This window comes from Microbacterium paraoxydans (genome assembly GCF_020524545.1).
In the GTDB taxonomy this organism is placed as follows: Bacteria; Actinomycetota; Actinomycetes; order Actinomycetales; family Microbacteriaceae; genus Microbacterium; species Microbacterium paraoxydans_C.
This window is the reverse complement of sequence record NZ_JAIVLG010000007.1, coordinates 64,234-79,748: the sequence shown is the minus strand read 5'-3', so window position 1 is coordinate 79,748 and position 15,515 is coordinate 64,234. Positions and strand designations below refer to the sequence as shown.

At 68.9% G+C, this 15,515-nt stretch carries 13 protein-coding genes; 11 read left to right on the top strand and 2 right to left on the bottom strand.

Annotation, left to right across the window (positions count from 1 at the left end):
• Window positions 1–61: 61 nt before the first annotated feature.
• Window positions 62–1,489, bottom strand: coding sequence for a CCA tRNA nucleotidyltransferase (locus tag LC041_RS15050; protein WP_226533908.1), 1,428 nt, complete (start codon window positions 1,487–1,489; stop codon window positions 62–64).
• Between the two features lie 270 nt (window positions 1,490–1,759).
• On the opposite strand from LC041_RS15050, the gene LC041_RS15045 reads away from it, so the two are divergent.
• The 11 genes from LC041_RS15045 to LC041_RS14995 all read left to right on the top strand — a co-directional run bounded on the left by LC041_RS15045 (window position 1,760) and on the right by LC041_RS14995 (window position 14,828).
• A complete protein-coding gene (locus LC041_RS15045; RefSeq protein WP_226533907.1) occupies window positions 1,760–4,306 on the top strand; it encodes a purple acid phosphatase family protein in 2,547 nt (848 codons plus the stop codon).
• Between the two features lie 144 nt (window positions 4,307–4,450).
• Window positions 4,451–5,095, top strand: a complete 645-nt coding sequence (locus LC041_RS15040; protein ID WP_226533906.1) for a hypothetical protein — start codon at window positions 4,451–4,453, stop codon at window positions 5,093–5,095.
• A gap of 161 nt (window positions 5,096–5,256) precedes the next feature.
• A complete protein-coding gene (locus LC041_RS15035) occupies window positions 5,257–6,282 on the top strand; it encodes an Lrp/AsnC family transcriptional regulator (RefSeq protein ID WP_226533905.1) in 1,026 nt (341 codons plus the stop codon).
• A gap of 115 nt (window positions 6,283–6,397) precedes the next feature.
• The gene (locus LC041_RS15030; protein WP_226533904.1) at window positions 6,398–7,888 is read left to right on the top strand and encodes an aldehyde dehydrogenase family protein; all 1,491 of its coding nucleotides are present in this window, start codon (window positions 6,398–6,400) and stop codon (window positions 7,886–7,888) included.
• A complete protein-coding gene (locus tag LC041_RS15025) occupies window positions 7,885–8,643 on the top strand; it encodes a gamma-glutamyl-gamma-aminobutyrate hydrolase family protein (protein ID WP_226533903.1) in 759 nt (252 codons plus the stop codon). The genes LC041_RS15030 and LC041_RS15025 overlap by 4 nt, the downstream gene beginning before the upstream one ends.
• Window positions 8,640–9,110: a DUF3830 family protein gene (locus LC041_RS15020; RefSeq protein WP_226533902.1), complete on the top strand. Its 471-nt coding sequence runs from the start codon at window positions 8,640–8,642 to the stop codon at window positions 9,108–9,110. Before LC041_RS15025 ends, LC041_RS15020 begins: the two co-directional genes overlap by 4 nt.
• Before the next feature lie 45 nt (window positions 9,111–9,155).
• The gene (locus LC041_RS15015) at window positions 9,156–10,235 is read left to right on the top strand and encodes a polyamine ABC transporter substrate-binding protein (RefSeq protein ID WP_226533901.1); all 1,080 of its coding nucleotides are present in this window, start codon (window positions 9,156–9,158) and stop codon (window positions 10,233–10,235) included.
• Window positions 10,232–11,059, top strand: coding sequence for an ABC transporter permease (locus LC041_RS15010; RefSeq protein WP_226533900.1), 828 nt, complete (start codon window positions 10,232–10,234; stop codon window positions 11,057–11,059). Before LC041_RS15015 ends, LC041_RS15010 begins: the two co-directional genes overlap by 4 nt.
• Before the next feature lie 2 nt (window positions 11,060–11,061).
• A complete protein-coding gene (locus LC041_RS15005; RefSeq protein ID WP_226533899.1) occupies window positions 11,062–11,862 on the top strand; it encodes an ABC transporter permease in 801 nt (266 codons plus the stop codon).
• On the top strand, window positions 11,862–12,905 hold the full coding sequence (locus LC041_RS15000; protein WP_226533898.1) for an ABC transporter ATP-binding protein: 1,044 nt from the start codon (window positions 11,862–11,864) through the stop codon (window positions 12,903–12,905). Before LC041_RS15005 ends, LC041_RS15000 begins: the two co-directional genes overlap by 1 nt.
• Before the next feature lie 171 nt (window positions 12,906–13,076).
• Window positions 13,077–14,828, top strand: coding sequence for an alkaline phosphatase family protein (locus tag LC041_RS14995; RefSeq protein WP_226533897.1), 1,752 nt, complete (start codon window positions 13,077–13,079; stop codon window positions 14,826–14,828).
• Between the two features lie 28 nt (window positions 14,829–14,856).
• Here LC041_RS14995 and LC041_RS14990 read toward each other — a convergent pair whose 3' ends face one another.
• Entirely contained in the window at window positions 14,857–15,471 is a 615-nt protein-coding gene (locus LC041_RS14990) for a TetR/AcrR family transcriptional regulator (protein ID WP_226533896.1), read from the bottom strand.
• Window positions 15,472–15,515: the final 44 nt, after the last annotated feature.

Here is a 15,515-nt window from a genome sequence, read left to right as displayed (position 1 = left end):
GTGGACTCAGTGTACGAGTGCAGGGCCGCGCGCGGAATAGGCGGCCGAGCGACGCGGGGGATCAGCCGCGGGCGGCCCACCATTCGCGGAGGCGCTGCTCCGCGACGTCGGGACCGAGCACACCTTCGTCGAGGCGCAGCTCGAGCAGGAACCGGTACGCCTCGCCCACCTCGCGCCCCGGCGGGATGCCGAGCACCTCCTGGATGCGGTTTCCGTCGAGTTCCGGGCGGATCGAGTCGAGCTCCTCCTGCTCACGGAGTGCGACGATGCGCGACTCGATGTCGTCGTAGGCGCTCGCGAGTCGACCGGCCTTGCGCTTGTTGCGCGTGGTCACATCGGCGCGGGTCAGGATGTGCAGCCGTTCCAACAGGTCGCCCGCGTCGCGCACGTAGCGTCGCACCGCGGCATCCGTCCAGGACCCCTCGGCATAGCCGAAGAAGCGCAGGTGCAGCTCGATGAGGGTGGCGACGGCGTCGGTCGTGGCGGTGTCGAAGCGCAGAGCCTGGAGTCGCTTGCGGGCCATGCGCGCCCCGACCACATCGTGGTGATGGAACGTCACCACGCCTCCCGGCTCGAGCTTGCGGGTGCGCGGCTTGCCGATGTCGTGCAACAGGGCGGCGATGCGCAGCGGCACGTCGGGGGCGGCGCCGGGGTGCCGAGAGTGTTCGAGCTCGATCGCCTGGCGGAGCACGGTGAGCGAGTGCTCGTAGACATCCTTATGGTGATGGTGTTCATCCACCTCGAGTCGCAGCGCGGTGATCTCGGGGAGGAACTCGTCGATCAGGCCGGTGTCGACCAGCACGCGGATGCCCCGCACCGGGTCGTCCGTCTGCATGAGGCGCACGAGCTCGGACTGGATGCGCTCGGGGCTCACGATCTTCAGGGTCTCGCGGAGCTCGGCGATCGCCGCGATCGTCGCCTCGTCTACGCGGAAGCCGAGCTGGGCGCTGAAGCGGGCTGCCCGCAGCATCCGCAACGGGTCATCGCCGAACGATGTCCGCGGATCCGCGGGGGTGCGCAGGATGCCGGCGACCAGGTCCTCCACACCGCCGGTCGGGTCGACGAGCTTCACGGCCGGCACCTGCAGCGCCATGGAGTTGACGGTGAAGTCGCGGCGCACGAGGTCGCCGTCGATCGTGTCGCCGAACTCGACCGTGGGCTTGCGGGTCACACCGTCGTAGCTGTCGGCGCGATACGTCGTGATCTCGACCTGCTCGCCCTGCACGCGCGCACCGATCGTCCCGAAGTCGCGGCCGATGTCCCACTGGGCGGTCGAGACGGGCGTGACGATCGCCAGGATGTCGTCGGGCGACGCGTTCGTTGTGAAGTCCAGATCGTGCGTCTCACGACCGAGCAGCGCATCACGCACCGGGCCCCCGACGACGGCCAGGTCGTACCCGGCGCTCTCGAACGCCCTCGCGAGGGTGCCGACGACCGGATTCTCGGCGAGCGCACCGAGACGAGCGAGGCCGTCAGCCATGTTGAGCATGGGTTCCAGCGTACCGGGGCGACCTGTCCGGGATCGCGACTCGCCCCCTCTCGCGTGCCGAAACCCAGACCACCCGCCCGCCACACGGCGCGCCGCCCGCCGACACGCCGGTCCGCGCGCGATCGGTCTCCGTTTCGGCCTGGCGATGTAGCCGACAGCCTCATCGTTCACCTCCCGGTCCCCGCGAGGCCAACCCCCGGTCATCCGGCTTCGGTGGAGTGGACGAGCCCCGTGCGGCTGAGCACGGAACCCCATCCACGAAGGACTGACATGACCTCCCCCACCCCTGCGGTGCGGTGGCGGCGTCACGGACTCACCTCCGTCGCGCTCCTCGCCCTGCTCGGCGGCGCCGTCGTCGCCCCCACGGCCCTCGCCGCCCCCGATCCCGAGGTGCCGACCGGCTCGCTGATCACCGGAGACACCGCCTGGCATTACCTCGACGACGGCTCCGACCCGTCTCCCGCGCCCGCAGCGCTCCGCGACTGGACACTTCCCGCCTACGATGACAGCGCGTGGAAGACGGCGCCCGGATCCTTCGGCGCGAAGCGCGGAGAACTCGCCCCGGTCGGCCCGCAGACTCCCCGAACGCTCCTGAACCACTACCTCGACGGCAGTCAGGCCCCGACGGTGCCGACCTACTTCTTCCGCACCACTTTCGAGCTCGAGGCGGGCGTGGCCGAGCAGGTCGCGGCCCTGCAGAGCACGATCACCTACGACGACGCCGTCATCGTGTGGATCAACGGCGAAGAGGTCGCCCGCTACGTCGACGGCCGCATCACCGACACGAAGAACGTCGAGTACGCCGGCGACTCCAACGGCGACCCGCTCACCAGCACCTTCAGCGCCGAGGGAGAACTGCTCCACGACGGCACGAACACGATCGCCGTCTCCCTCTTCCAGGATCGCGAGACCAGCTCCGACATCTACTTCGACATGTCGTCGCTGACCCTCGTCGAGGCGTCCGACCCCGGCACCCCGGTGATCGCCCCGCCGACCCGCGTCATCCTCACTCCGACCGAGCAGCCCGAGGTCTCGCAGGCCTTCTCGTGGCTGGCGGGCGATGCCTCGCACACGGTCGGGCAGGTCGAGATCGCCCCGGCCGCCGGTGGCGAAACCCGCACGATCGACGCGTACGACGCCGGCGTCGTGAACGGCAACCCGAACAAGCACTTCTCGGCGACCGTGACCGGCCTCACCGCTGCGACCGAGTACCGCTACCGTGTCGGTCTCCCCGGCAGCTGGAGCGACTGGTTCACCTTCCGCACCGCAGACCCCTCGGCGACCGACTTCCAGTTCATCTACTACGGCGACGCCCAGATCGGCCTCGACACCACCTGGCCGAGCGTCGTGAAGCAGGCGGAGGCGAAGGCTCCCCGATCCATCGGCTCGGTGCACGCGGGCGACCTGATCAACACGTCGAGCAACGAGAACGAGTGGGTCAACTGGTTCAAGGGCATGAAGGACTCGGCCGTGCGCACCAACGTGATGGCCGCGCCCGGGAACCACGAGTACTCCGGCGACAAGCTGCTCACCGCGTGGAAGGCCGCGTTCGAATACCCGCACAACAACCCGTCGACGAGCTCGATCGGTGAGCTGGCGGATCTCGCGAAGGGCGACTCGGAGGTCGCGCAGCAGTACCGCGCGTTCTTCGACCACTGGAGCTCCTTCGCCGCAGAGACCGCGTACTACACGGACTACCAGGGCGTGCGCTTCATCACGCTGAACGCCACCCGCGACACGACCTTCCTCACCCCGGCCGGGCTCCCGTCCTGCTCGGGCGCGGACTGCCCGTCCACGCAGATCGGCACGCTGTGGACGCGCTTCCAGGGTGCGTGGCTCGACCTGCTGCTGCAGAACAGCCCGTCGAAGTGGAACGTCGTCACGTTCCACCAGCCGGTGTTCTCCGCCTCCGCGGGCCGCGACGAGCCGGTGCTGCGCGCCGAGTGGCTGCCGGTCTTCCAGCGCAACGACATCGACCTGGTGCTCATGGGCCATGACCACACCTACGCGCGCGGCTACGTGAACACGGATGCGACCGAGACGCCCGGGCTCACCACCGGACCCGTCTACGTCGTGTCGAACTCGGGCGCGAAGCACTACGACCTCGAGACGCCCGAGAAGAACGTCTGGACCAACAACGGCGCCACCCAGGTGCTGCGCGGGCAGGGCGTGACGACGTACCAGGTGATCGACGTCTCGAAGAACCAGCTCGTGTACCGCTCATACCTCGCGGAGAAGCAGCCGGACGCCACGACCGAGCTCCCCGTCGGCGCCGTGTACGACACGTTCACGGTGACGAAGTCCGATGCAGGAGAGAAGTGGGTCACCGAGGAGGGCGTCACGCCCCCGGTCACACCGGAGCCCGAGGTTCCGGCCGCGGTCGAACTCGGCTCGGCGACAGTGAAGGCCGGCGGCACCGTCTCCGTGTCGGGGAGCGGCTTCGCGGAAGGCGCCGAGCTCCGCCTCGAACTGCGCTCCGACCCGGTGCAGCTGGGCACGGCGACCGCCGGCGCCGACGGCTCGTTCCAGCGGACGGTCACGATCCCCGCGAACACTCCGGCCGGTGCGCACACCCTCGCCGTGATCCTGCCCGACGGCACGGAGGTCACTGCGGCACTCACCGTGGCTGCAGCCTCCGGCGGCGGAGCGGTGACCCCGGGTGACGGTGGCGCGGCGGGCGGCGACCTGGCCACGACCGGTGCCGACAGCACGCCGTACGTCGTCGCAGCGGTCGTGCTTCTGGCCGCAGGTGTCGGCCTGTTCGCGCTGCGCCGTCGTCGGCAGCACGTCGCCGTGGAGACGACCGACGCGGACTGATCCGCGATCGTCCTCGCAGGGCGCCGTCCGGGCTTCGGCCTGGGCGGCGTCCTCGTTCGTGGCACCGGTTGCCGCCGATAACGATTCGGCTCCGCCAGTGCCAGAAGCCGAAGACCATCCACCTGAACGCCCTAGGCTCGGCTCATGCCACGCCGTCGTCACCTCGTCCTCGCCTCCGCCACCGCCTCGCTTCTGGCCCTCTCGCTCGCGGCCTGCGCTCCCGATCAGACGCCGGACGGCTCCGCGACCTCGACGCCGTCATCCTCGCCGAGCGCCTCGGCCCCCGCGACACCCGCAGACCGTGTCGTGGAGATCTCCGTCGAAGGCCTCTCGATCGACGAAGGGCCCGTGATCGCATACGACGACCCGGATGGCGTCGTCGCCGCCCTCACGGACGCCTTCGGATCCGCACCGACGGAGGAACCGGTCGAGGGTCCCTACGACTCGGTGTACGACGGGTTCGAGTGGGACGGGACGAAGGCGACGGCCGACGAGACCCGCGTGAACCTGATCGTGTCGGCGGATGGTCCCGGTGTCATCTTCCGCACCCCGGAGGGGATCGGAATCGGCTCCACGCGCGCCGATGCCATCGCCGCCGGCGCAGAGGATGAGTGGGATGAGGACGGAGACGGCGTCGCCGACTATCTCAAGATCGGCATGCGAGAAGTTCCCGGCACCTCGTCTCTCGTCAATCCCGGAGAGGTCGGCGTGGAGTACATCCTCCTGACGATCTCTGACGACGTCGTGACGCTCATCAGCAGCGGCGGCAACGACTTCTCCGACATCTGACCTTCGATCCGGGGATGCCGAAACCGGGACCACCTCGTGCCGTCACGGCATGTCGGCTCGAGACACGCCGTGAGGCCGCCCTCCGCTCTCCGTTTCGGCCGCGGGGGCTGGGCGGACTGGGATAACCTTCACCCGAGTCCGTCCCCGGTGAAGGAGAGCCCGTGCCCACGAACGATGTGATGGCCGACGAAACCGATCGGATCGTCGCAGAGGCCCTGCAGGTGAACGGCCGTGCGTCGTGGGGCGAGATCGCCCGTGTGGTGGATCTGCCCGAGCGCACCGTCGCCCGGCGCGGACAGCGGCTTCTCGACCGCGGACTGGTGCGGGTCTCCACCTATGTCGACCCCGCCAGAGTGCTCCACGCCCGCGCAGTGCTGTTCCGCATCACCACCGAGCCGCACGCCCTCTGGCACGTGGCACGCACGCTGGCACGACGGTCCGACGCCTCCTCGGTCTCGGTGCTCGAGGGAAGCAGCGACATCGCCGGGATGCTGCTCCCCCACGACGACGCCTCGATCCGCGAACTGCTCTTCACCGACTTCCCCGAGCTCGAGGGCATCGACTCGATCAACGTGACGACGGTGCTGAAGTTCTTCCGCTCGGGGCACGATTGGCGCGCGGGAGTGCTCACCGACGAGCAGGCCCGCGTGCTCGACGAGTCCTCCGGCTCCGAGGTCGACCCCGCCGATTCCCTCAGCGCGGACGAGGAGGCGCTGATCCGCCTGCTGCTGAAAGACGGACGGATGCCGGTCGCGCAGCTCGCCCGGTCGCTGGGGCTGAACGTCACGACCACCCGGAGGCGGATGGAGTCCTTGAGCCGGCGCGGCCTCATGCATCCGCGCACCGAGGTCGTGCCGAGCCTGTTCGGTCTCGGGCTGGAAGCTCTGGTCTGGCTCCGCGTCCCGATGGCCCGCCTCGAGAAGGTGGGAGCGGCACTCGCCGCCGCGCCCGAGGTGAAGTTCATCGCCGCCACCACGGGGACCTCGCAGCTGCTCGCCAATGTGCTCGTCAAGGATGCGGACGCCTTCTACGAGTTCCTGACGGGCCCGGCGGTGGCGGGGCACGACGGGCTCGAGGTCGTCGAGTCCCTGGTGGTGATCACGCCCGTGCTGCGCGGCTCGCTGATCGTCGACGAGGCACCCGAAGCGCTGGCCAACGACATGCCCACCGGCGCGATCCGCATCTAGGCCGATTCTGTTACTGGCATGTAACGAAATGGCGAGATCGGTCTTCATAGCTTGACCTAGTGGCGAAATAGAGCGAGTATCCTCTCCAGGGCCATCACCCCTGGAGAGGACGACCGTGTTCACGGCTACTGGAGACGACTGGGCGGACCGCGCGGCGACGCTGTCCCTGCACACGCGCATGTTCATCGACGGCGCGTGGGAGGAGGGCTCCGCCGAGCCGCTGACCCCCGTGAGCCCGCGCGACGGCCGCGTCCTTCCGCAGATCAGCGCGGCCTCCGCCGCCGACGTCGACCGGGCGGTTCGCTCGGGCCGCGCCGCCTTCGACTCGGGTGTCTGGTCGCGCATCGCCCCTCGCGAGCGCGGCCAGCTGCTGATCGCCTTCGCGCAGAGGATCCACGACAACGCCGAAGAGCTCGCCCTCACGATCTCCCTCGAGATGGGCAAGCCCGTCCGTGAGGCCCTGCAGACCGAGCTCCGCGCCGTCGTCAACTGCTTCCGCTGGTACGGCGAAGCCGCCGACAAGATCCTCGACGAAGCCCCCGTCACGGCACCGAACAGCCTGGCGCTCGTCACCCGGGAGCCCGCAGGCGTCGTCGCTGCCGTCGTGCCGTGGAACTTCCCGCTGACCATGACCGCCTGGAAGCTCGCCCCTGCCCTCGCGGTCGGCAACAGCGTGGTGCTCAAGCCCGCCGAGCACACCGCCTTCTCGGCGCTGCGCCTGGCCGAGCTCGCACACGAGGCCGGCATCCCCGCGGGCGTGCTCAACGTCACCCCGGGCGCCGGACACGTCGCCGGACGCGCCCTCGGCGAGCACCCCGATGTCGATGTCGTCACCTTCACCGGATCGCCCGAGGTCGGACGACGCTTCCTCGGCTACTCCGCGGCGTCCAACGGCAAGCGGGTCTGGCCCGAGCTCGGTGGGAAGACCGCGAGCCTCGTGCTGCCGGATGCCGACCTGGAGCGCGCTGTTCGCGCGACCGCCGATGGCTGCTTCTACAACCAGGGGCAGATGTGCACGGCCTCGTCCCGCCTGCTGGTTCCGCGGGCGCAGCACGATCGCGCGCTGGAGATCGCGGCGGACGTCGCTCGCGCGAGCCTTCCGGCCGATCCGTTCGACGTCTCCACCTCGATGGGAGCGATCGTCAGCGAGAAGCAGCTCGCGGGCATCGCCGGTTTCGTGGAGCGCGCCCAGGCGGAAGGCGGAGAGCTCGCGGCCGGAACTCCGGAGCGCTTCCGTGCCGTCGACGGCGGCAGCTACTTCGCGCCCGTGGTGCTCGGAGTCACCCCCAGGCACGAGGTCGCCCAGCGCGAGGTCTTCGGTCCCGTCCTCTCGGTCATCGCATACGACGATGTGGAGGATGCGCTCGAGATCGCCAACGGCACCGAGTTCGGACTCGCGGCGGCGCTGTGGAGCACCGACCTCAACGCGGTGCACACACTGTCGCGGCGTCTGCGCGCCGGCGTGGTCTGGGTGAACTGCTTCGAAGAGGGCGACATGACGATCCCGTTCGGCGGGGTCAAGGGGTCGGGCTTCGGCCGCGACAAGAGTCTGCACGCGATCGACAAGTTCACCGATCTCAAGACCACCTGGATCGAGCTGTCATGACCCGTCCGCTCATCGGCATCACGACCTGGCGCCGCTTCATCGACACCGACCTCGGCACCGGCCGCCCGGCGCACACGCTGGGCGCCGAGTATGCCGCCCCCGTCGAAGCCGCCGGCGGCGCGGTCGTCCTGCTGCCCCCGACGGCGGGCGTGGACGAGGTTCTCGACCGCCTCGACGGGCTGGTCCTCTCCGGCGGAGAAGACGTGCACCCGTCCCGCTACGGCGCTGAGCCGCAGGAGGGCAAGACCTACGATCCGTCCCGCGACGGATTCGAGATCGCCCTCGCCCTGGGCGCCCGCCGGCGCGGCATCCCGGTCCTCGCCATCTGTCGCGGGCTGCAGGTGAGCAACGTCGCCTTCGGCGGCACTCTCCTCGTCGACATCCCGCACACCGAGGACCATCAGCCCGTGCGCGGAGCCGACCACCAGCTCGCCGCCCGGCATCCGATCAGACTCGCCGACGGCAGCCGCCTCACCGACCTGTACGGCACGAGGCACCGGATCGTGAACACCATCCACCACCAGTCCATCGGCACTCCCGCCCCCGGCCTGCATCCGGTCGCGTGGGCTCCGGACGGGATCGTCGAGGCCGTCGAAGCAGACGGCGACTGGCCCTTCTGGGCGGTGCAGTGGCACCCCGAGAAGATGATCGACCCCGATGAGGCCGCGGAGGAGATGCCGCTGTTCGCGGCGTTCGTCTCGGCCGCTCGCGAACGAGCAGCGGAACAACCCGCTGCAGAGAAAGGAACACGATGACCAAGCAGGTCTTCCTCGAGTACGAGAACGGCGTCCGCGCCGTCGCCACCCTGTTCGAGGACCTCGCCCCTCGCACCTGCGAGGCCATGTGGGGTGCACTGGAGAAGCCGGTCACCATGCAGGCGATGCACGCCATGTATGCCGGACCCGAGGTCATGGTCGGGCTGCCCGAGGAGGCGCAGAACTTCGACCCCGAGGCCGTGCCGGCCGAGAACCAGCAGGTGGTGCCCGCCCCCGGTGACCTGCAGTGGTACTGGCAGCGCCCGATGCAGATGGGAGGCCTGCCGTTCGAGTGGTACGAGATCGGCGTCTTCTACGATCGTGGTGCCCGTATTCTCGGCCCGCTCGGGTGGACACCCGTCAACATCTGGGCCGGCATCACCGAAGGACTCGCGGAATTCGCTCAGGAGAGCGCCGCGATCCGCATCGACGGAGCGAAGCAGCTCACCATCGGACGCCTGGCCTAGGCGTCGCCATACCCCCGTGCTGGACCCATCCCGAAGGAGCAGTGCATGAACACCCGAAGAATCCTCACCACCGGAGCGCTCGTCGCCACCGGAGCCCTCGTCCTCGCCGGCTGTGCGGCCGGTGACGAGGGAGCATCGTCCGGCGACAAGGAGTTCGCCGGCGAGACCCTCGTCGTCACGTCGTTCGGCGGCGACTGGGAGAAGGCCTTCATCGAAGCCGTCGTCGATCCCTTCGAGGAGGAGACCGGTGCCGAGGTCGAGCTGATCACGCTATACAGCGCCGACGCTCTCGCGCAGGTCACCGCCCAGAAGGCGAGCCCGCAGATCGACGTCGTGCACTTCTCCGGTGGACAGGAGTTCACCGCGGCGCAGGACGGTCTCATCGCGCCGATCGCGGCCGACGAGCTCTCCGAGTCCGGCGACCTGATCGATCTGGCGACCGCTGGCCTCGAGCGCGGGGAGGGCCCCGTCATCCAGCTCGCCCCGATCGGACTCGTCTACAACACCGAGGCCGATGCTCCGGCACCCACCTCGTGGCTCGACCTGTTCGACGAGGCCTACGCCGGCCACATCGCCCTCACGGACTTCTCGAACACGTATGGCGTGCTCTCGATGCTCCGTGTCGCCGATGCGCTCGGCGGCGGAATCGACGACCCGTCGCAGGCGATCACCGATCTGGGAGAGCTCGCTTCGTCGGGCGACGCGATCGTCGTCCCGACCTCGCCCGACCTGCAGACCGCGTTCGCACAGCGCGACACGTGGCTCGCACCGTACGCGATGGACTACGCCGGCACGCTTCAGGACGCGGGTCTTCCGGTAGAGTTCATCGTCCCGGAGGAGGGCGCCACCGCCTCCCTCATCACGGCGAACGTCGTCGAGGGCCGGGACAACCCCGACCTCGCGAAGCTCTTCATCGATTTCGAACTGCGCCCCGAAGCGCAGGCCGTCTTCGCGGAGAACATGCGGTACTCGCCGGTCAACACCAAGGCCGAGCTCTCCGGCGACGCAGCGGATGCCGTGCTCACCGGAGACGAGCTGGAGACGGTCGTCGTCTACGCTCCGGGCGATGTCGCGGCTTCGCGGCAGTCCTGGACCGATGAGTGGAATGCGCTGATCACCAAATGAGTGTCCGAACCCGTAGGGAGCCCTGGCTCCTGCTCCTGCCGGCGATCGTGCTGCTCACGCTCGCCTTCATCACTCCGGTGGCCGGCATGCTTCTCATGAGCGTGCAGTCGTCGGCAGGCGGGTTCACCCTCGACAACTTCACCCGGTTGTTCACGAGTGAGTATCACCTCCAGGCGGCGCTGCGTTCGCTCCGCCTGGGGGTGATCCAGACCGTCATCACCCTCGTCATCGCCATCCCGCTGTCCTACGTGATGGCCCGCGCCGGCTCCAAGGTGCGCTCGTTCCTGCTCATCGTGGTGATCCTCCCGCTCATGACGAGCGTCGTGGTCCGCACGTTCGGCTGGGTCGTCCTGATGGGACCCTCCGGCCTCCTGATGCAGCTCCCCGGCATGGAGTTCCTCATCGGTGGCACACAGGGCCTCCTCGGCACCGAGACCGGTGTCGTCATCGCGATGGTGCAGGTGCTGCTCCCCTTCGCGGTGCTCAGCATCCTCGGCGTGATCTCCGGCATCAAGCCGCAGCTCGAGGAAGCATCCCGCACGCTCGGCGCCGGCTTCTGGCGCACGTTGTGGCACGTCGTCCTCCCCCTCTCGATCCCCGGCATCGTCGCCGGCGCCTCGCTCGTGTTCGTCCTCTCGGTGAGTTCTTTCATCACCCCGCGGTTCATCGGCGGCGCGCAGATCCCCGTATTCGCGCAGACCATCTACGTCGACGCGACCACCAACCTCGACTGGTCGTTCGCGGCCGCGCAGGCTGTGCTGCTCTTCGCCGGAGTCATGCTCGTGCTCGCAGCGACGTCCCGACTCGGGAAGCAGAAGGTGTGACCATGGTCCGTTCCGTTCCGATCCTCGGCAGGGTCCTCGCCATCGTCCTCGGCGTCGTCGTGACGCTCTACATGCTCGTACCGCTCGTGGTCGTCGCCGGTGCGTCGGTCGGAGAGAACCGCTTCCTGACCTTCCCCGGCCAGGGCTTCACCCTCGACTGGTACGTCGAAGCCCTCACCTCCGACACCTACCTGGAACCGTTCCGCCTGAGCCTCCTCGTCGGCGTCACGGTCGCGGTCATCGCGGCGGCCGTCGGCACTGCGGCGGCACTCGCGCTCACGCGCTTCAAAATCCCGGGCGGCGCGGCCATCCAGGGGCTGCTGATGTCGCCGCTGACGATCCCCACGATCATCCTGGCCATCGGCGCCCTGTCGATCTCGTCGCTCACGATCGGCGCCCCGAACGTCGGCGTGCTGATCGCCGTCCACGCCGTGATCGCGATCCCGTACGTGATGCGCACCGTCACCGGCGTGATGGCCAGAGCCGACCACTTCACGGAGGAGGCGGCCCGCACTCTGGGCGCCAGCGCCTGGAGCCGCTATCGCCTGGTCGTTCTGCCCATCGCGCGCCCCGGTATCGCGGCCGGCGCGTTCTTCGCCTTCAACATCTCGTTCGACGATGCGGTCATCGCCCTCTTCCTGCGCACCCCGCAGCTCGAGACGCTCCCCATCGCCATCTACGGCCAGCTGGAGTTCAGCACGTCGCCCACCGTGGCGGCCGTCTCGACCCTGATGGTCCTGCTCACCGTCGTCCTCATGATCGTGCTCGAACGCATCATCGGCCTGGGAAGGTTGTTCGTCTGATGACAACACTCACCATCAACTCGCTCACCAAGGACTTCAAGGGGACCAAGGTGCTCAAGGGCATCGACCTCTCGATGCAGTCGGGGGAGTTCGTGTCTCTCCTCGGCCCCTCGGGGTGCGGCAAGACGACGCTGCTCCGCTGCATCGCGGGCCTCGAGTCGCCCAGCGGCGGCACGATCGAGATCGCCGGCAGCGATGTGACCAAGCTCCCGCCCGAGAAGCGGCACCTCGGCATGATGTTCCAGAGCTACGCGCTCTTCCCCCACATGAGCGTGGTCGAGAACGTGCGCTTCGGACTTCGGATGTCGGGCGACAAGTCCAAGGCCGAGCAGAAGGAACTCGCCGTGCGAGCGCTGGACCGCGTGCAGATGGGTCACCTCGCGGATCGGATGCCGTCACAGCTGTCGGGTGGACAGCAGCAGCGTGTCGCCCTGGCCCGTGCCATCGCGTTCGAGCCCCGTGTGCTCCTGCTGGACGAACCGCTGTCGAACCTCGATGCACGCCTGCGGGAAGACATGCAGGTCGAGTTGAAGGAACTGCACCGTACGCTCGGGCTCACCACCGTGTTCGTCACGCACGACCAGGAGGAGGCGATGAGCCTCTCCGACCGCATCGTGCTGATGAACGCGGGCGTGATCGAGCAGGAGGGCGCACCCGCCGAGCTTTACGGCGCACCGCGCACCCCGTTCGCCGCAGACTTCATCGGCGCGGCGAACCTGCTCCCCGCCACCCGCTCCGGGGCGGTCGCGACCCTCGACGGCACCGCCACCCAGGTGCCGCTGACCGGGGCGGGTCCCGATGGCACCGGTGAGGTCGTGCTCCGCCAGGAGGACCTGCGGCTCGCGCCGACCGTCGGCGCGGACGCTCCGGTGAACGTCGACGTCATCGCCCACGTCTACCGCGGCGCTGACATCGTCTACATCGTGGAGCTCGCGGGCAAGCGACTGCGCGTCGTGCGCCCGCGGCACGAGGCACCGATCCCCGAAGGTGCGGCCGGCCTCGGCTGGCGTGAGGGCGCGGTGCTCTGGATCCCCGCAGCCTGACTCCTCCCCACTCCCATCCCCATCCCGGCCCGCCCGCATCCCGTCCGCGGCCGAAACCCAGACGAGACCTCGCGCGCCCGGCGTGTCCCACCGCGACATGCCGGGCCGCACGCGAACCGTCTCCGTTTTCGCCCCGCGCACTCCACACGAGCGCGGTCGTAGGATCGGGGCGTGACGGACGACTCCCCCACTCCTGACACCTCCCGCCGCGGTTTCCTGAAGATCGGCGGCGCGGCTTTCGCGGGTGCCGTCGTCGGCGGCGCGGGCGGTGCCGCCATCGGGGCGTCGATCACGGCCGGAGCACGCAACGGCTTCGCGGAGGATCCCGATCCGTTCGCCGCCCTCACTCCCCGCCGCGAGCCCGGCTTCGACCACCTCGTCGTCGTGATGGGTGAGAACCGCTCCTTCGACAACCTGCTCGGATACCTGTACTCGAAGGAGAACGTTCCGACGGGCGAGACCTTCGAAGGGCTCGCATTCGGGGAGTACAGCAACACGGCCTCCGACGGAACGGTCGTCGACGCACACGTGTACGAGGGCGACACCGACCGGATCATGAGCCTTCCCGACCCGGACCCCGGTGAGGAGTATCCGCACGTCAACACGCAGATCTTCGGAACCGTGGAGCCCGCGACCAACGCGGACCTCTTCGTCGACGAGATGACCGCACCCTTCAACGCCCCGTCACACGGCGAGAAGGCCACGATGTCCGGGTTCCTCCAGGACTACATCATCAACTTCCGGCGCCTCCGCAAAGGAGTCGACCCGAAGCCCGACGAGGCCAGACACATCATGGGCTCCTTCTCCCCCGAGATGCTCCCGGTGCTGTCGACCCTCGCTTCCGAGTTCGCGGTGTTCGATCACTGGTACGCCGGTGTTCCCTCACAGACTTTCTGCAACCGCTCGTTCTTCCACGCCTCGACCTCGCACGGCTTCGTGACGAACCAAGCGGGCGGCGGATACAGGAAGTGGCTCGATGCCCCTGCGGCCCCGACGGTGTTCAACCGGCTCGAAGACGAGAAGGTGAGCTGGAAGATCTACATCGACAAGCTCCAGCTCGTGTCGTTCACCGGGATGCTGCATGCGGCGGTGCTCGAGAAGTACTGGCGCACCGAGCACTTCGGCACCATGGAGGACTTCTACGCCGAGGCGAAGGCCGGGAAGCTCCCCGCCTACGCGTTCATCGAGCCCCGGATGGTCTACGACCACAACGACTTCCACCCCCCGTTCGGCCGCCCCCGGGAGAGCGAGGCCGACGGCGAGGCCGTGTACGACAGCGCGATCTCGGACGTGCGTGCCGGTGACCGGCTCATCCACGACATCTACGAGGCCGTGCGCACGAGCGCCTCTTCGACAGGGTCGAACGCGGTCAACACCCTGTTGCTCATCACCTTCGACGAGCACGGCGGCTGCTACGACCACGTGCCGCCGCCCGCAGCGACAAAGCCGACCCCGGACACCGAGCCGGGCGAGATGGGCTTCACGTTCGACCGACTCGGATGCCGCGTCCCGGCGATCGCCGTGTCGGCGTACACGAGACGCGGCTCGATCATCCACGATGAGATGCACCACGGCTCGGTCACGGCGACACTCTCCCGCCTGCACGGTTTGAGGCCGCTCAACGATCGCGACCAGTCCGCCAACACCCTGATGAATGTCGTCAATCTCGACAAGCCGCGCCACCCCGCCGACTGGCCGGTGACGACGCCCGCGTACACGCCTCCGAACCCCGAGGAATCGGCGCCGCGGCCGGGCGAGAAGGATCAGCTGAGGCCGTTGACCCCACCTGCTCGGGGGCTCCTCGGTCTGCTGATCGCGCGCTACGGCAAGCCGGGGGAGCCCGAGCCGGAGACCTTCGCGGATGCGTACAGACTGCTCCACGAGCACGGCGAGGAGCTGTTCGGACCGCCGCACGGCGGCTGACGGGCGCTGCGCCCGGCTCTCCGGGGCGTCACGCAGCGGAGGAGGGACGCTCCAGCATTCCGCGCAGGAGCACCCCCGGGACCGCGACCTGATCCCGCGCACGTCGTGACACCTCCGCGGCAGTCGCGTCGAGGGCCCACTCGTCCAAGCCGCGCAGCATGCCGAACGTCGCCGCGGAGAGGGCTTCCACGGGCACGTCATCGCGCACGGCTCCGGTGCGGACACCCACCTGCAGCACCTCGGCGACCCACGCCTGCACGCCATCGAGCAGCGCGGTCCTCGCATCGACACCCCCCGCTGCGGGCAGGTAGAAGATGCGCCCGAGCAACCCGAGGGCGGGGTCGACCGCGGCCAGTCGGCCGAGATCTGTGAGCACTCCTTCGAGGCGGGGCCAGAAGTCATCGCCCGCGAACTGCGCAGGGGCCGGGGGAACCCAGCGAGCACGCACGTCGGCGATCAGAGTCTCGACGACGGCGTCGAGCAGCTCCGATTTGGAGCCGACCGCATGGTAGAAGGAGCTCTTGCTGATGCCGGCTGCCTGGATGATGCGGTTCAGCGACGCGCGCTCATACCCGACCGAGGCGAACTCCGCCACCGTCGCCTCGATGAGTCGGTCGCGGTGGTTACCCGTGAGCGCTGCCATGCATCCAGCCTACTGGACCGACTGGTCCAGTAGGCGTAGAGTGA

Excerpts from the sequence above, each read along its gene's own strand:
- LC041_RS15020 (WP_226533902.1), top strand. The coding sequence starts at position 8,640 with ATGACCAAGCAGGTCTTCCTCGAGTACGAGAACGGCGTCCGCGCCGTC.
- LC041_RS15050 (WP_226533908.1), bottom strand. The coding sequence starts at position 1,489 with ATGCTCAACATGGCTGACGGCCTCGCTCGTCTCGGTGCGCTCGCCGAG.
- LC041_RS15005 (WP_226533899.1), top strand. The coding sequence starts at position 11,062 with ATGGTCCGTTCCGTTCCGATCCTCGGCAGGGTCCTCGCCATCGTCCTC.
- LC041_RS15010 (WP_226533900.1), top strand. The coding sequence starts at position 10,232 with ATGAGTGTCCGAACCCGTAGGGAGCCCTGGCTCCTGCTCCTGCCGGCG.
- LC041_RS15040 (WP_226533906.1), top strand. The coding sequence starts at position 4,451 with ATGCCACGCCGTCGTCACCTCGTCCTCGCCTCCGCCACCGCCTCGCTT.
- LC041_RS15000 (WP_226533898.1), top strand. The coding sequence starts at position 11,862 with ATGACAACACTCACCATCAACTCGCTCACCAAGGACTTCAAGGGGACC.
- LC041_RS15025 (WP_226533903.1), top strand. The coding sequence starts at position 7,885 with ATGACCCGTCCGCTCATCGGCATCACGACCTGGCGCCGCTTCATCGAC.
- LC041_RS15015 (WP_226533901.1), top strand. The coding sequence starts at position 9,156 with ATGAACACCCGAAGAATCCTCACCACCGGAGCGCTCGTCGCCACCGGA.
- LC041_RS14990 (WP_226533896.1), bottom strand. The coding sequence starts at position 15,471 with ATGGCAGCGCTCACGGGTAACCACCGCGACCGACTCATCGAGGCGACG.
- LC041_RS15045 (WP_226533907.1), top strand. The coding sequence starts at position 1,760 with ATGACCTCCCCCACCCCTGCGGTGCGGTGGCGGCGTCACGGACTCACC.